Genomic DNA, 15,120 nt, shown 5'->3' with positions numbered 1-15,120 from the left:
GGCTACACCCTCACTCCATCACCGCCGCCTTCATGATCACCACCATGATGGCACGCCCGGTCGTGTCGCTGACGCAGCGCACGGTGTGGGGACGGTCGCAGCGGTAGCGCAGGGTCTCGCCGGCCCGGGCCCGCTGGACAGCGCCGGCCACGTCGACCTCGAACTCGCCCTCGGTGACCGACAGGCACTCGACCGAGCCGCGCTGGTGGGCATCCGAATCGAGCACCCCGTTGGGATCGGCCGAGAGGTCGTACCATTGCAGCCACTCGACGGTCTTGATCCAGCCGATGATCGCGAGCCGCATCCGTCCGTCGTCGGAGACCAGGATCGGCGTGTCGGCCCGGGACGACTTCTCGATGAAGGGTTCCTCGTCGCCGGTGGCGAGCACCCGCTCGATCGAGACGTCGAGGGCCTGGCTCAGGCGCCAGATCGTCGCCAGGGTCGGGTTGGTCTCGTTGCGCTCGATCTGGCTGATGATCGACTTCGCGACGCCCGACTGCTCGGCCAGCTCCGAGAGCGACAGGTTGTAGGCCTTGCGCAGGCGCTGGATGGTCTTGCCGAGCTGCCCCGACAGCACCTGTGCCCCGGTCAACAGGTCCTTGCCGCGCTCCCGCCCCCGCTCGACGCCCATCGCCCGCCCTTGAACCCCGCTTGAGCATTTTCCGACGAAGTGGATACCGGTTCGTCGTAGAAAATGCGGCAAAATCAAAAACCTAGAGCATTCCACGATTGCTGCGCGATCGTGGAATGCTCTAGATCACCGCACGGCGTTCCGCATTCCGAACGTCCGTACGCTCCATCAAACGCAATCGCGGGATGGGCGCAAGGGTTCATGCGGCCGCGCGGCCCGATTCCGGCGGGATGACGTGTCAGCCCCACCAGGCGTGGAAATGATGCACCGGGCCGTTGCCGTGCCCGATCCGGATCCGGTCCGATGCGGCGAGCGCGGCGGTCAGGTAAGCCTTGGCGGCCCGGGCCGCCTCCGGCAGGGGCAGGCCGCGGGCGAGCCCGGCGGCGATGGCCGCCGACAGGGTGCAGCCGGTGCCGTGGGTATTGCGGGTCTCGATCCGCGGGCCTTCGAGGCGAAGGACCCTGTCGTCCGGCCCGACCAGAAGGTCGACGCTGTCGGGCCCGGCCGCGTGACCGCCCTTCATCAGGACGGAGCGGGGCCCGAGGGCCAGGAGGCGCCGCCCCTGGTCGAGCATCGCGGCCTCGGATTCCGCGATCCCCTCCCCCAGCAGCACCGCCGCTTCCGGCAGGTTCGGGGTCAGGACCGCGGCGTGGGGCACGAGCTTCGTCCGCAAGGCCGCGACGGCATCGTCGGCGAGCAGCCGGTCGCCGCTCGTCGCCACCATCACCGGATCGAGCACCAGGGGCAGCCCGGCGGCGTGGCGGGCGAGGCCCTCGGCCACGGCAGCGATCACGGGCGCGCGCGACAGCATGCCGATCTTCAGCGCCGTCACGTCGAGATCGGTGAAGACGCTCTCGATCTGGCGCGCCACGAAGTCCGGGTCGATGTCGTGGATCGCCTGGACGCCGCGCGTGTTCTGGGCGGTGAGCGCGGTGATCACCGTGGCGCCGTAGACGCCGAGCGCCGAGAAGGTCTTGAGGTCGGCCTGGATTCCGGCGCCGCCGCCTGAATCCGAGCCCGCGATCGTCACGGCGATCATGCCCGGTCTCCGATCGTGCGAATCCCGATCATGCCGAACCTCTGGCGGCGAGCGCCCCGTCGACCACGCCGCGCAGGTCGCGGGCGCGCGCCGCGACGTCGCGGCCGGTGCCGAACAGGGCCGAGATCAGCGCGATCCCGTCCGCCCCCGCCCCGATCGTCGCCGCGGCGTTGCTGCGGTCGATCCCGGCGATCGCCCCGACCGGCAGGCCGGGGCCGCGGGCGAGCCGGGCCCGGAACACGATGCGGTTGAGCCCGTCGAGCCCGACCGGCGGGTCCGGGTTGTTCTTGCTGGTGGTGGAAAAGACGCCGCCGATGCAGGCGTAATCCACCGGCAGCCGGTAGAGCTCGTCGGCCTGGGCGGCGTTCTTGACGGTGAGCCCGACGATCGCGCCGCGGCCGAGCAGGCGACGGGCATCCGCCGGGTGCAGGTCCTCCTGGCCGAGATGGACGCCCTCGAGACCGGCGGCGAGGGCCAGGTCGACCCGGTCGTTCATCAGGAGCGGGACGCCGGTACCCTGGAGCGCCGCGTGGATCCGGCGCAGGCGCGCCACGGTCTCGCGGGCGTTGGAGATCGTCTTTTCGCGGTATTGCAGCAGGGTGCAGCCCCCGGACGCGGCCTCCGCCGCCATCCGGGCGAGGTAATCGGCGTCGCCGCCGCAGACCCCGACATCGAGGAGGCCGTAGAGCCGCAGGTCCACCGGCACGGTCGCGTGCCCAGCCTCGGTGTTCACGGGCGGGCTCCTGCGGGGCGGGGGCGTGCGGGCATGGGGCGTAATCCTGCTGGGCCCGGGGATCGCGGGCCGGCGATCCCACCGGAGTAAGGGCGAGCGAGCGCGGGCGTCAACGGCCCGCCGTCAGCCCGCCCGCCGCCGCCTCGCGGGCCCGCTCCACCGCCAGGCGCCGCTCGCGCCAGACCACGAACACGCCGGCCGCCGCGACGATGCCGCCGCCGATCGCGATCGCGGCGGTGGGAAGCTGGCCGAACACGAACCAGCCGATCAGCACCGACCACAGCATGGTGGTGTACTCGAACGGCGCGACCAGCGAGGCGTCGCCGTGGCGGTAGCTCTCGGTGAGCAGGATCTGGCCGATGCCGCCGAGCACGCCGACGACCACGAACAGCGCGAGATCCGACCAGCCCGGCATCTTCCAGCCCAGAGCCAGGGTCGAGAGACCGAGCAGCGAGGTGAACAGGAAGAAGTAGAGCACGATGGCGCCGGTGCGCTCGGTGCCGGTGAGCTTGCGCACCTGGATGGTGGCCGCCGCCGAGCAGGCCGCCGCCAGGATCGCGAACAGGGCGCCGGTGGTGCCGCCGCCGCTCGATCCGCCGAATTCGAGATGGGGCGCCAGCGTGATCAGCACCCCGAGGAAGCCGACCGAGACGCCGGCCCAGCGATAGGCCTGCACCCGCTCGCGCAGCACCACAGCCGCCAGCACCACGACGAGGATCGGCGAGGCGTAGCCGATCGCCACCGCGTCCGAGAGCGGCAGGAAGGAGAGACCGGCGAAGCCCGCGAACATGCCGCAGGCACCGATGATGCTGCGCAGGACGTGGCCCCTGAGGTTCTGCGTGCGCACGGCGTCGCGCACGCTGCCCTGCCAGCGCAGCCACAGCAGCAGCGGCGCGATGGCGATGAAGCAGCGGAAGAACACGATCTCGCCGGTCGGGAACCGGTCGGCAAGGACCTTCACCCCGGCGGACATCAGCGTGAAGGCCAGCGCCGAGAGAACCTTGAGCCCGATCCCCAGATAAGGGCGCGCCGCCGCGCGGCCCGACGCGCCAGATCCGGTGACCGACCGGCCGGGGACGACGAGGGGGGCTGCCATGGGCGTGGTGCTTTTCTTGAGGGAGAAGCGGGGGAGAGGCGCGGCCGCGGATCGCGGCGGGGCATCGTGTCAGAACCACGAATCGGCACGGCCGAGATAGACACCTCCCCGGGCGTCTGACCTGCGCGATCCGCATGGTGGATGTTAAGCCTCCGCAAACGAATTCGGGCCTGCCTCCCTCGGCCGAGGTTCGCCGATCCGTTCCCGCGTCATCAAAGTGATACGCGAATAGGGTTTGGCTGGCGCGAGACGCCGCCAAGGAGATTGCACGTGGCCGAGGACGCCGACGCGCTTCGCGTGCGAACCCTGTTCCTCTCGGATATCCACCTGGGAACCAAGGGGTGCCAGGCCGAGCTGCTGCTCGACTTCATGCGGGAGGTCGATGCCGACGAGATCTACCTGGTCGGCGACATCGTCGACGGCTGGAAGCTGCGCTCGGGCTGGTACTGGCCGCAATCGCACAACGACGTGGTGCAGAAGCTCCTACGGAAGGTGCGAAAAGGGTCCCGCCTCGTCTACGTGCCGGGCAACCACGACGAGTTCCTGCGCGACTTCCTCGACATGCATTTCGGCGGCATCGAGATCCAGGATCAGGTGCTGCACGAGGCGGCGGACGGCAAGCGCTACCTCGTCATCCACGGCGACCAGTTCGACCTCGTGGTGCGCCACGCCCGCTGGCTGGCTTTGCTCGGCGACGGCGCCTACACGGCGGCTTTGTTCGTCAACACCCATCTCAACTGGGTGCGCCGCCGTCTCGGCCTGACCTACTGGTCGCTCTCGGCCTGGGCCAAGCTGAAGGTGAAGAACGCCGTCAACTTCATCGGCCGCTTCGAGGAATTCCTGATCGCCGAGGCCCGCCGGGCCGAGGCCGACGGGGTGATCTGCGGCCACATCCACCACGCGGCGAGCCGCATGGTCGGCGACATGCACTACCTCAATACCGGCGACTGGGTGGAATCCTGCACGGCGGTGGTCGAGCATTACGACGGCACCATGGAGGTGATCCGCTTCGCCGAGTGGAAGCGGGCCAATGCCGAGACGGCGCAGCCCCTCACCTCGCGCAGCCCACCGGTCATCCCGGTCGAGGAACTGGCGCCCGCCGCCCGCACCCCCCTGCCCCCGGCCGCCAGCGCCAGGGCCGTCGCGTGAGGCTCCTCGTCGCGACCGATGCCTGGCACCCCCAGGTCAACGGGGTCGTCCGCTCCCTCGAGCACATGGTCGCGGCGGGGCGCCGGCGCGGCCACGACCCGGTGATGCTCACGCCCCTCGACTTCGCCAGCGTGCCGCTGCCGGGCTACCCCGAGATCCGGCTCTCGCTGGTGACCGCCCGCGGGGTCGCCGCCCGGTTCCCGGCTCTCGCGCCGACCCACGTCCACATCGCCACCGAGGGGCCGATCGGGCTCGCCACCCGCCGGGTCTGCCTGGCGCAGGGGCGGCCCTTCACCACGAGCTACCACACCCGCTTCCCCGAATACCTCGCCGCCCGCCTGCCGGTGCCGGAGCGCTGGAGCTACGCGTGCCTGCGCCGCTTCCATGGTGCGGCGAGCGGCACGATGGTGAGCACGCCGTCCCTGGAGCGTGATCTGACGGGGCGCGGCTTCACCCGGCTGATGCGCTGGACCCGCGGCGTCGACACCGACCTGTTTCGCCCCCGCGACGGTGAGGTCCTTCCCGAGGCGCTATCCGGTCTTCCCCGCCCGTTCTTCCTGTTCGTCGGGCGGCTGGCGGTGGAGAAGAACGTCGAGGCCTTCCTGCGCCTCGACCTGCCCGGCACCAAGCTCGTCGTCGGCGACGGGCCGGACCGGGCGCGGCTCGCCGGGATCGATCCGGCGGCACGCTTCCTCGGCACGCTCACCGGCGAGGCGCTCGCCCGGGTCTATGCGGCGAGCGACGTCTTCGTCTTCCCGAGCCTGACCGACACTTTCGGCATCGTGCTGCTGGAGGCGCTGGCGAGCGGGCTGCCGGTGGCGGCCTATCCGGTGACCGGCCCGCTCGACGTGATCGGCGGCACGAGCGTCGGCATCCTCGACCACGATCTCGGCGCAGCGGCCCGCGCGGCGCTGGCGATCCCGCGCGAGGCCTGCCGGGCGGAGGCCCTCCGCTACACCTGGGCGGCGAGCGCGGATCAGTTCTACGGCAATATCGAGGCCGCCCATGCCGAGGGCGCGCCGGCCCGGCCCGGGCGGCAAATCGGTTCGCTGCGATCCCTGCCGGGCGGGGCGGCCACGCCCCTGCGGCGTGTGGGTGAGGGCTGAGTCGGCCTGAACCCCCTCACCCCGTCACAGGCAGCCCGCACGCTCCGCGTCGATGCACGAGCCGCAGGCTGAAGAAGAGCCCGAACGCGACGAGCGAGATCGCCAGGGCCAGCCACAGGGCGGCGTGGGGGCCGGCCCGCGTCACCAGGGTGACGAAGACCGGGGGCGCTGCCGCGAAGGAGAGGTTGAGCGGCACCGCCAGGCGCGCCGCCGCGCGGGCATAGGTGCCGGAGGGGAAGAGCTGCAGCGGCAGCGTGGCGCGGGTGACGGCGCCGACGCCGCTGGCGACGCCGTAGAGCGTGGCGAAGAGCAGGGCGCCGGAGAAGCTGCTGGTCATGAGCAGCACGACGAAGCTCAGCGGGAACAGCGCGTAGGCAGCGAGGCCGAGGACGAAGCCCGACCAGCGCCGGCCGCCGAGGACGTCGACCATGCGCCCCGCCCATTGGGCGATGCCGATGAAGGATGCCGCCGTCAGCGCCTCGGCATGGTCGAGCCCCGCCGCCTCGAACAGGATGATGAAGGTGAGGGCAAAGCCCCAGGTGAAGAAGCCGTTTGCCGCAAGGCTCAGGGCGAGGAGCGTGAAGCGCGCCCGGTCGATGGGCGTGGGCGCGGCGTTCTCCGCGCGGGATCGCCTCCCGGGCCGCCGCGCCAGCACCCATGCATGGAGCGGCACGCAGACGAGCAGCATCAGGACGCCGTAGGCCAGGGTCGTCGCGCGCCAGCCCCATTGGGCCTGGAGCAGCCCCGAGAGCGGCCAGAAGATCGTCGAGGTCAGCCCACCGGCCAGGACCAGCACGCCGAGCGCGCCGCGCGCCCTGTCGCCGGCGATCTCGGTCACGGCGACCTGTGCCGGCGTGGTCAGCATCCCGGCACCGGCCAGCCCGACGATCACCCACGAGGCGAGGTAGAGCGCCGGACCGTCGGCGAGGCCCATGACCAGCAGGCCGGCCGCCCCCAGGGACGACCCCGCGATCATGACCGGTCGGGCACCGTGACGCTCGAACAGGCCGCTCAGCGGCCACGACGCCATCGCCATGACGACGAGCATCACCGTCGGGCCCGCCATGGCGAGCGGCAGGGTCATGCCCAGCTCCCCGGCCATGGCGGGGCCGGTGACTGCGGGCAGCCAGAACGTGGTGCCCCAGCCGATGACCTGGGTCAGGCAGAGCGCCGCGACGGCACGGGCCGTCGGTGAGGGGATCGGCATCGGGAGGCGACGGTCGGGGCCGGACGGCATGATGGGCCGCCGCCGCCGGGCGGTCCAGGCCGAATCGATGGGCAGGCCGGGATTCGCCCGCCGGTCGTCGGGAGGCGGGCGATTGCCCGCGCCTCAGGCGAACAGATCCACCGCCGCGAACCCCCTCCCCGCCAGCAGATCGCTCAGGATTCGCCGGTGGCAGCGCTCGGGATCGCGCTCGAAGCAGAGCAGGCAGGTCGGCCCGGCCGCTGCCAACGCCGCCAGTTCGTCGAGGGCGACCTGGCCCGCGCCGGTCTCCAGCACCTCCTCGCAGTAGATCCGCCGCATCAGCCCGGCATCGTCGGCGCGGGCCGCCTCCCGGCCGGCCTTCGGCGTGCCGAGGCTGCGCAGATGCGTGTACCCGATGCCCGCCTCGGTCAGGCCGGCGGCGAGCGCGCTCTTCGAGAAGCCACGCTTGCGCGAGGCCGCCACCGCGCGCACGTCGGCGAGCCTCGCCACGCCGGCATCGCGCAGGGCGGCGGTGAAGCGCTCGGAATCGGCGCCTTCGTACCCTATGGTAAACAGGACCTTGGCCATGCCTCGCCCCGACAAATCGCAGCCGTGACGGGGGCTTATGCCCGATGGACGAGGCTCGGGCGACCCTCTGGGGCAATCTATGTGGCTTTCACGCCACGAGTTTCGAAATTCCGTCCCGATTCCGTCAAGCTTCCATTAACCGGCCCCACCGCATCGAATAGCCATAGTGTTCCGCGTGAAGTCAGGCCGCGCCCCGATGCCGATGGAGTCGACGATCCCCTCCGCCCCGTGGTCCTCCGCCGTGTCGCGCGGCGTCCGGTGGGGCAAGCGCGCCCTGGCGGCGGCGAGCCTTGCCACGCTCGCGGCCTGTGCCGGCGGCGGCGCCGATTTCTATCCCACCAAGGGCGACGTGAAGCCCCATCCGGGCGTCGCCAAGGCGAAGCTGCATCCGATCCAGGGCATCGACGTCTCGAAGTGGCAGGGCCCGATCGACTGGATGTCGGTGAAGGGCGCCGGCACCCAGTTCGCCTACATCAAGGCGACCGAGGGCGGCGACCACGTCGACGACCGTTTCCGCGAGAACTGGGACGGCGCCGGCCGGGCCGGCGTGCCGCGCGGCGCCTACCATTTCGTGTTCTGGTGCCGCTCGGCCAAGGACCAGATGGACTGGTTCAAGCGCAACGTCCCCAACGACCCGACCGCCCTCCCCCCGGTCCTCGACGTCGAGTGGAACGGCCATTCGGCACTTTGCCCGAAGAAGCTGCCGAAGGCCCAGGCGCTGGCCATGACCGAGTACATGCTTCGGGAGATGGAGGCCTATACCGGCAAGCGCCCGATCATCTACACCGACATCACCTTCCACAAGGACGTGCTGGAGGGCGAGCTGCCCGACTACCCGCACTGGGTCCGCTCCACCGCGGCCGAGCCGGAGCAGCGCTACGTCAACCGCGACTGGATGCTGTGGCAGTTCACCTCGACCGGCCGGGTGCCGGGGGTGCGTGGCGACGTCGACCGCAACGCCTTCTACGGCACCAAGGCCGAATGGGCCTCGTTCCTGGCCACCGATTGCGACCCGCGCAATCACCGCCGGCTGTCGGAGGCGGGGCTGTGCACCGACAAGTGACGGTGGACTGAGTGCTGGAAACGACGAAGCCCGGTCCGCGACGAGCGGCCGGGCTTCTTTGCTTGCGGATCATCTCGTCCCACCCTCGACCTCATCCTGAGGTGCGACTGAAAGGAGCCTCGAAGGAGAGCTCCAGACATCTCGGCGGCATCTGGAGCCCTCCTTCGAGGTCAGTCGATCTTTGATCGACTAACACCTCAGGATGAGGTCGTGAATGGGACGAAGACGGGGATCGGCGCTGCTCAGCCGTTGCGGAAGGTGTAGCTGTAGCCGTTCAAGGCCGGCGCGCCGCCGAGATGGGCGTAGAGCACCTTCGAGCCCTTGGGGAAGAAGCCCTTCTGGACGAGGTCGATCATGCCCTGCATCGACTTGCCCTCGTAGACCGGGTCGGTGATCATCGCCTCGAGCCGGGCCGCGAGGCGGATCGCCTCCACCGTCTCCTTCGAGGGCACGCCGTAGACCGGGTAGGCGTACTCTTCCTTGATGACCACGTCGTCCTCGGTGATCTCGCCGGCGCCGACGAGGGCCGAGGTGTTGCGGGCGATCTCCAGAACCTGCGCCCGGGTCTGGGCCGGGGTGCAGGAGGCGTCGATGCCGATGACCTTGTCGGCGCGGCCGTCGGGCTTGAAGCCGACCACCATGCCGGCATGGGTCGAGCCGGTGACGGTGCAGACCACGATGTAGTCGAAGCGGATGCCCATCTCGGCCTCCTGCTTGCGCACCTCCTCGGCGAAGCCGACATAGCCGAGCCCGCCGAACTTGTGCACCGAGGCGCCGGCGGGAATCGCGTAGGGCTTGCCGCCCTTGGCCTTCACGTCCTCGATCGCCTGCTTCCAGCTGTCGCGGATGCCGATGTCGAAGCCTTCGTCCACGAGCTGCGATTCGGCGCCCATGATCCGCGTCAGCATGATGTTGCCGACCCGGTCGTAGACCGCGTCCTCGTGCGGCACCCAGGCTTCCTGGATCACCCGGCACTTCATGCCGATCTTGGCCGCCACCGCCGCCACCATGCGGGTGTGGTTCGACTGCACGCCGCCGATCGACACCAGGGTGTCGGCGTTCGAGGCGATCGCGTCCGGCACGATGTATTCGAGCTTGCGCAGCTTGTTGCCGCCATAGGCGAGGCCCGAGTTGCAGTCCTCGCGCTTGGCGTAGATCTCGACGTCGCCGCCGAGATGCGCGGTCAGGCGCGGCAGGTGCTCGATCGGGGTCGGGCCGAAGGTCAGGGGGTAGCGCTCGAACTGCGACAGCATCGATTGGGTCATCGCCGGGGTCCTGTGTGGAAGCCGCTTTCACCCTATCAAGTCTTCGGTGAAAGGTGCTCTCGAAATTGCGCGATTGTCGATGCTGAGGCCGCTCCCTCTACGCGTCGACATGCTAGATGCATCCATCTTCCGGCTGCCGGATGGAAGGATCTCTCATGTCCCCCGGGCTCGACCGTATCGACCTGAAAATTCTGCGTCTCCTGCAAGAGGATGGCCGGATCGGCAACGCGGAGCTCGCCAAGCGCGTCAACACCAGCCCGGCGACCTGCCACCGCCGCACCCAGCGCCTGTTCGACGAAGGCTATCTTCGCGGCGTGCGCGGGGTGGTGGCGCCCGAGAAGGTGGGACGCGGCTCGCTGGTCCTCGTCGGCGTGGTGCTCGACCGGTCGACGCCCGAGAGCTTCTCCGCCTTCGAGGCGGCGGCGCTCGCCATGCCGACCCTGCTCGACTGCCACCTCGTCGCCGGCGACTTCGACTATTTCCTCAAGATCCGCGTCTCCGACATGGCCGACTTCAACCGGATGCACAGCGAGATCCTGATCGCCCTGCCCGGGGTGCGCCAGACCCGGACCTTCTTCGTCATGAAGGAGGTCATCGACAACGCCCCGCTCAGCTTGTGAGATCGCGATGGTTGCCGATGTACGCAGTTTGTTCTAGTCGTTACCAGAGACTGTCCCGGAGCCTCGGCCCAGGAGCCCATCTGGTTATCCGTAGGGGCGGCCCCATCTGGTCCTCCATACGGTCGACAGGGTTCTCGGCATCGCGGGCTCCCGGCCGGTCCCCGGTCCCACCAAGCCTGGCCGCGCCCCGTTGGCGGCGGCCCGGAGCCTTCCTGCATGGCCTCTCTCGACAAGCTCTTCGACCGTTCCGCGGACGCGCGCGTGATCGCGGTGCGGGGCGCCCGCGAGCACAACCTGAAGAACGTCGACCTGACGATCCCGCGCGACAAGCTGGTGGTGTTCACCGGCTTGTCCGGCTCGGGCAAGTCGTCGCTCGCCTTCGACACCATCTATGCGGAAGGCCAGCGCCGCTACGTCGAATCGCTCTCGGCCTATGCGCGCCAGTTCCTCGAAATGATGTCGAAGCCCGATGTCGATCAGATCGACGGGCTGTCGCCGGCGATCTCGATCGAGCAGAAGACCACCTCGAAGAACCCGCGCTCGACGGTCGGCACCGTCACGGAGATCTACGACTACATGCGCCTGCTCTGGGCGCGGGTCGGCATCCCGTATTCCCCGGCCACCGGCCTGCCGATCGAGAGCCAGACCGTCAGCCAGATGGTCGACCGGGTGCTGGCGCTCCCTGAGAAGACCCGGCTCTACCTGCTGGCCCCCGTCGTGCGCGGCCGCAAGGGCGAGTACCGCAAGGAGATCGCCGAGTTCCAGAAGAAGGGGTTTCAGCGCCTGCGCATCGACGGCGAGTACTACGCCATCGACGACGTGCCGAAGCTCGACAAGAAGCTCAAGCACGACATCGACGTGGTGGTCGACCGGATCGTGGTGCGGGCCGACATGGCCTCGCGGCTGGCCGATTCGTTCGAGACCGCGCTCGAACTCGCCGACGGCATCGCGGTGGTAACCTTCGCCGATGCCCCCGAGGACGGTGAGGCGCCCGAACCCATCACCTTCTCGTCGCGCTTCGCCTGCCCGGTCTCCGGCTTCACGATTCCGGAGATCGAGCCCAGACTCTTTTCCTTCAACAACCCCTTCGGTGCCTGCCCGACCTGCGGCGGCATCGGCCACGAGATGCGGATCGACCCGACGCTGGTCATCGCCGACGAGGCCTTGAGCCTGTCGCGCGGCGCCGTCGCGCCCTGGGCGAAATCGACCTCGCCCTATTACGGCCAGACCCTGGAGGCCTTGGCGCGTCACTACCGCTTCCGCACCGACACGCCCTGGGCCAAGCTCACCGAGGCGGCCCGCCAGGTGGTGCTCTACGGCTCCGACGGCGACGAGATCCGCTTCGCCTACAATGACGGGCTTCGCGCCTACGAGGTGTCGAAGCCGTTCGAGGGCGTGATCCCGAACCTGGAGCGGCGCTACAAGGAAACCGACAGCGATACGGCGCGGGAAGACATCGGCCGGTTCATGGCCGAGACGCCGTGCTCGGCCTGCGGCGGCAAGCGGCTGAAGCCCGAGGCCCTGGCGGTGAAGATCGCCGGCTCCGATATCGGCGACGCCACGGTCCTGTCGGTGCGCGACGCCCATCGCTGGTTCGGCGAATTGCCCGAGCACCTGACGCAGAAGCAGAACGAGATCGCTCTCCGCATCCTCAAGGAGATCCGCGACCGGCTGACCTTCCTGGTCGATGTCGGGCTCGAATACCTGACGCTCGCCCGCGGTTCGGGCTCGCTGTCGGGCGGCGAGAGCCAGCGCATCCGCCTTGCCTCCCAGATCGGCTCGGGGCTCTCCGGCGTCCTGTACGTCCTCGACGAACCCTCGATCGGCCTGCACCAGCGCGACAACGAGCGCCTGCTCGGCACGCTGAAGCGCCTGCGCGACCTCGGCAACTCGGTCATCGTGGTCGAGCACGACGAGGACGCGATCCTTCAGGCCGATTACGTCGTCGATGTCGGCCCCGGCGCCGGCATCCATGGCGGGCAGATCGTGGCGCAAGGCACCCCGAAGGAACTCCTGGACGACCCGAACTCGCTGACCGCGCAGTACCTCACCGGCAAGCTGTCGGTGCGGGTGCCGAAGAGCCGGCGCAAGGCCAAGCGCAACCCGGCCGCCAAGGCCGGCGAGCCCGAGCCGCAGCTGCTGCGCCTCGTCGGCGCCCGGGGCAACAACCTGAAGGACGTGACGGCCGAGATCCCGCTCGGCACCTTCACCTGCATCACCGGCGTGTCGGGTGGCGGCAAGTCGACGCTCGTCGTCGACACGCTCTACAAGGCGGTGGCGCGCAAGCTCAACGGCACCCTGGAACACCCCGCCCCCCACGACCGCCTCGAGGGGCTGGAACACCTCGACAAGGTCATCGACATCGACCAGTCGCCGATCGGCCGCACGCCGCGGTCGAACCCCGCCACCTATATCGGCGCCTTCACGCCGATCCGCGACTGGTTCGCCGGCCTGCCCGAGGCCAAGGCGCGGGGCTACCAGCCCGGCCGGTTCTCGTTCAACGTCAAGGGCGGGCGCTGCGAGGCCTGCTCGGGCGACGGCGTCATCAAGATCGAGATGCACTTCCTGCCCGACGTCTACGTCACCTGCGACGTCTGCAAGGGCAAGCGCTACGACCGCGAGACCCTGGAGGTGAAGTACCGCGAGCGCTCGATCGCCGACGTGCTCGACATGACGGTGGAGGAGGCGGCCGAGCTGTTCAAGGCGGTGCCGGCGATCCGCGAGAAGCTCGAGACCCTGGCCCGGGTCGGCCTCGGCTATGTCCGCGTCGGCCAGCAGGCCACGACCCTGTCGGGCGGCGAGGCGCAACGGGTGAAGCTCTCCAAGGAACTGTCGAAGCGGGCGACCGGCCGCACCCTCTACATCCTCGACGAGCCGACCACCGGCCTGCACTTCCACGACGTCGCCAAGCTGATGGAGGTGCTGCACGAGCTGGTCGACCAGGGCAACAGCGTCGTGGTGATCGAGCACAACCTCGAGGTCATCAAGACCGCCGACTGGGTGATCGACATGGGCCCCGAGGGCGGCGACGGCGGCGGGATCATCGTGGCGCAAGGCACCCCGGAGGACATCGCCGCCTCGGAGGCGAGCCATACCGGCCGATTCCTGCGCGAGGTCCTGGCCCGGCGCCCCGCGGCGAAGCCGGCCGCGAAGGCGCCGCGGCCCCGCAAGCCCGCGACCAGCAAGCAGGCGGCGGAATAGATGCACGCCCCAAAACACCCACGAAGCTTGGCCGCACGGGCGCGAAACGCGCCTGTGCGGCGCAGCAAGTCGGCGTTTGTTGCCCATTTCTTGCTCTGTACCACCAAAGTACAAATCGGCGGCGACATGACGAAAATGCGTCATTTGCGCAACGCTGCCGCATCGCCTGCCTTCCTGGCGAGCAAAGGGCTGGCAATCCGGGACAATCTGGAAGACCATCGTGGTGTTCAGACTGTGTCGCCGGGCGGGGGCCGGGTGCAACATGGCTTCGGTCGAAGCGCGGTGCGATGACGCGCGGATCGTGCCAGCGACTTGACGTGCCCCGGCCTGATATCACTTAGGGAAGGAAGGACCATGGGCAAGTACTGGCTGGCCGCGGGGGCGGCTGCCCTGTCGTTGAGCGTTTCGGCGAATGCCACCTTCGCGCAGACCACGACGGTTCCGGGTGAGCAGGTCGGCCTCGCGATCGGCGCGCCGCTGCCCGAGGGCGTCTACGCGATCAACACCTTCACCTATCGCAGCCCCGACGGCCCGAACCTCACCTCGACCGACACCGCGGTCAACATCCCGGTCCTGGTCTGGTCGACCCCGTGGAAGGTCCTCGGCGCGCGCATCGAGGCCGTGGTCGCCCCGCCGACCGTCTTCACCTTCTCTCGCGCCCCCGGCGGCCGCGACACCAGCATCAATGTCGGCACCTTCGTCGGCGGCATCTTCGCCTGGGATCTCGGCAACAACGTCGGCGTCAGCTACCTCGCCGGTGTCTACCTCAACGAACTGAACGCCGGCCGCGGCGGCGGCCTGCCGATCCTGGCCTCGAACACCTACCGCCAGGGCTTCGGCATCAGCTATACCGGCGACGGCTGGAACATCACCGCCAACCTCACCTACAACTTCTACGACACGCCGGCCCGCTTCGGCGGCCGCAACGGCATCCCGGGCTTCTACGGCAGCCAGTTCCCCACCGACGCCCTCAACCTCGACCTGACCGCGACCAAGAAGTTCGGCAAGTTCGAGATCGGCGCCATCGGCTACGGCACCGCCAACCTGCCGAATCGCGGCCCCCTCCCCCTCGGCGCGCCATGCAACGGCAACTTCGCCAGCTGCGGCACGGTGGTGGGCGGCGGCGGCGGGCGCTTCGCCCTCGGCGGTCTCGTCGGCTACGATTTCGGCAAGTTCTCGGTCCAGGCCTGGATCGCCCGCGACGTCGCCACCTCGGCCCGCCAGATCTCGCCGGTCACCGGCCTGGCGACGAACCGCGAGGCCTACTCGACCGAGGGCTGGTTCCGCGTCATCGCCCCGCTCTACACCGTCGCGGCAGCGCCCGAGCCGGCGCCGGTTCCGCTGATCCGCAAGTACTGAAAGACCACCCGGGCCCGGCACCGCGTCCGGGCCCGTTCGAGAGACCCTTCCTTCCCGCCCGGCTCGTCGAGCCGGGCGTTTTCC

14 protein-coding genes are annotated in these 15,120 nt (G+C 69.6%); 7 read left to right on the top strand and 7 right to left on the bottom strand.

Annotated features, from left to right (window positions below; translation table 11 throughout):
• Positions 1–10: 10 nt before the first annotated feature.
• The 4 genes from AC3AOF_RS20950 to AC3AOF_RS20935 form a co-directional block, all read right to left on the bottom strand.
• Positions 11–631, bottom strand: a complete 621-nt coding sequence (locus AC3AOF_RS20950; RefSeq protein WP_236989052.1) for a helix-turn-helix domain-containing protein — start codon at positions 629–631, stop codon at positions 11–13.
• A 238-nt stretch (positions 632–869) separates the two neighbouring features.
• Entirely contained in the window at positions 870–1,670 is an 801-nt protein-coding gene (gene thiD, locus AC3AOF_RS20945; protein ID WP_236989053.1) for a bifunctional hydroxymethylpyrimidine kinase/phosphomethylpyrimidine kinase, read from the bottom strand.
• Between the two features lie 28 nt (positions 1,671–1,698).
• Positions 1,699–2,403, bottom strand: coding sequence for a thiamine phosphate synthase (gene thiE, locus AC3AOF_RS20940; protein ID WP_236989054.1), 705 nt, complete (start codon positions 2,401–2,403; stop codon positions 1,699–1,701).
• Between the two features lie 109 nt (positions 2,404–2,512).
• The gene (locus AC3AOF_RS20935) at positions 2,513–3,499 is read right to left on the bottom strand and encodes a DMT family transporter (RefSeq protein WP_236989055.1); all 987 of its coding nucleotides are present in this window, start codon (positions 3,497–3,499) and stop codon (positions 2,513–2,515) included.
• Between the two features lie 270 nt (positions 3,500–3,769).
• On the opposite strand from AC3AOF_RS20935, the gene AC3AOF_RS20930 reads away from it, so the two are divergent.
• Together AC3AOF_RS20930 and AC3AOF_RS20925 are read left to right on the top strand one after the other, a co-directional pair.
• Positions 3,770–4,648, top strand: a complete 879-nt coding sequence (locus AC3AOF_RS20930; RefSeq protein WP_488346386.1) for a UDP-2,3-diacylglucosamine diphosphatase — start codon at positions 3,770–3,772, stop codon at positions 4,646–4,648.
• Positions 4,645–5,754, top strand: a complete 1,110-nt coding sequence (locus AC3AOF_RS20925; RefSeq protein ID WP_488346385.1) for a glycosyltransferase family 4 protein — start codon at positions 4,645–4,647, stop codon at positions 5,752–5,754. Before AC3AOF_RS20930 ends, AC3AOF_RS20925 begins: the two co-directional genes overlap by 4 nt.
• A gap of 16 nt (positions 5,755–5,770) precedes the next feature.
• Here the strand turns inward: AC3AOF_RS20925 and AC3AOF_RS20920 are convergent, their stop codons facing one another.
• Positions 5,771–6,961, bottom strand: coding sequence for an MFS transporter (locus tag AC3AOF_RS20920; RefSeq protein ID WP_488346384.1), 1,191 nt, complete (start codon positions 6,959–6,961; stop codon positions 5,771–5,773).
• 123 nt (positions 6,962–7,084) lie between these two features.
• A complete protein-coding gene (locus tag AC3AOF_RS20915; protein ID WP_488346383.1) occupies positions 7,085–7,528 on the bottom strand; it encodes a DUF488 domain-containing protein in 444 nt (147 codons plus the stop codon).
• A gap of 202 nt (positions 7,529–7,730) precedes the next feature.
• Between AC3AOF_RS20915 and AC3AOF_RS20910 the strand changes: the two genes are divergently transcribed.
• Complete coding sequence (locus AC3AOF_RS20910) at positions 7,731–8,591, top strand: glycoside hydrolase family 25 protein (protein WP_442919245.1); 861 nt, start codon at positions 7,731–7,733, stop codon at positions 8,589–8,591.
• A 242-nt stretch (positions 8,592–8,833) separates the two neighbouring features.
• Here AC3AOF_RS20910 and AC3AOF_RS20905 read toward each other — a convergent pair whose 3' ends face one another.
• Positions 8,834–9,844, bottom strand: coding sequence for a 1-aminocyclopropane-1-carboxylate deaminase (locus AC3AOF_RS20905; protein ID WP_488349027.1), 1,011 nt, complete (start codon positions 9,842–9,844; stop codon positions 8,834–8,836).
• A 167-nt stretch (positions 9,845–10,011) separates the two neighbouring features.
• On the opposite strand from AC3AOF_RS20905, the gene AC3AOF_RS20900 reads away from it, so the two are divergent.
• From AC3AOF_RS20900 to AC3AOF_RS20885, 4 genes are all read left to right on the top strand, one after another.
• On the top strand, positions 10,012–10,476 hold the full coding sequence (locus AC3AOF_RS20900; protein WP_236989061.1) for an Lrp/AsnC family transcriptional regulator: 465 nt from the start codon (positions 10,012–10,014) through the stop codon (positions 10,474–10,476).
• 216 nt (positions 10,477–10,692) lie between these two features.
• Positions 10,693–13,677: an excinuclease ABC subunit UvrA gene (gene uvrA / locus AC3AOF_RS20895; RefSeq protein ID WP_236989062.1), complete on the top strand. Its 2,985-nt coding sequence runs from the start codon at positions 10,693–10,695 to the stop codon at positions 13,675–13,677.
• Positions 13,678–13,731: 54 nt separating this feature from the next.
• Positions 13,732–13,968 (top strand): hypothetical protein, encoded by a 237-nt coding sequence (locus AC3AOF_RS20890; RefSeq protein WP_236989063.1) that lies wholly within the window; start codon positions 13,732–13,734, stop codon positions 13,966–13,968.
• 63 nt (positions 13,969–14,031) lie between these two features.
• Entirely contained in the window at positions 14,032–15,036 is a 1,005-nt protein-coding gene (locus tag AC3AOF_RS20885; protein WP_488346382.1) for a transporter family protein, read from the top strand.
• Positions 15,037–15,120: the final 84 nt, after the last annotated feature.

Source organism: Methylobacterium sp. 142-1Y, from assembly GCF_057747795.1.
Note: the sequence above shows the minus strand (reverse complement) of the source record. Positions and strands in the feature narration are given on the sequence as shown.

What these genes read in the sequence shown, in the direction of transcription:
- AC3AOF_RS20950 (WP_236989052.1), bottom strand. Translation starts at nt 631, where the DNA reads ATGGGCGTCGAGCGGGGGCGGGAGCGCGGCAAGGACCTGTTGACCGGG.
- thiD (WP_236989053.1), bottom strand. Translation starts at nt 1,670, where the DNA reads ATGATCGCCGTGACGATCGCGGGCTCGGATTCAGGCGGCGGCGCCGGA.
- AC3AOF_RS20935 (WP_236989055.1), bottom strand. Translation starts at nt 3,499, where the DNA reads ATGGCAGCCCCCCTCGTCGTCCCCGGCCGGTCGGTCACCGGATCTGGC.
- AC3AOF_RS20920 (WP_488346384.1), bottom strand. Translation starts at nt 6,961, where the DNA reads ATGCCGATCCCCTCACCGACGGCCCGTGCCGTCGCGGCGCTCTGCCTG.
- AC3AOF_RS20915 (WP_488346383.1), bottom strand. Translation starts at nt 7,528, where the DNA reads ATGGCCAAGGTCCTGTTTACCATAGGGTACGAAGGCGCCGATTCCGAG.
- AC3AOF_RS20910 (WP_442919245.1), top strand. Translation starts at nt 7,731, where the DNA reads ATGGAGTCGACGATCCCCTCCGCCCCGTGGTCCTCCGCCGTGTCGCGC.
- AC3AOF_RS20905 (WP_488349027.1), bottom strand. Translation starts at nt 9,844, where the DNA reads ATGCTGTCGCAGTTCGAGCGCTACCCCCTGACCTTCGGCCCGACCCCG.
- AC3AOF_RS20900 (WP_236989061.1), top strand. Translation starts at nt 10,012, where the DNA reads ATGTCCCCCGGGCTCGACCGTATCGACCTGAAAATTCTGCGTCTCCTG.
- uvrA (WP_236989062.1), top strand. Translation starts at nt 10,693, where the DNA reads ATGGCCTCTCTCGACAAGCTCTTCGACCGTTCCGCGGACGCGCGCGTG.
- AC3AOF_RS20885 (WP_488346382.1), top strand. Translation starts at nt 14,032, where the DNA reads ATGGGCAAGTACTGGCTGGCCGCGGGGGCGGCTGCCCTGTCGTTGAGC.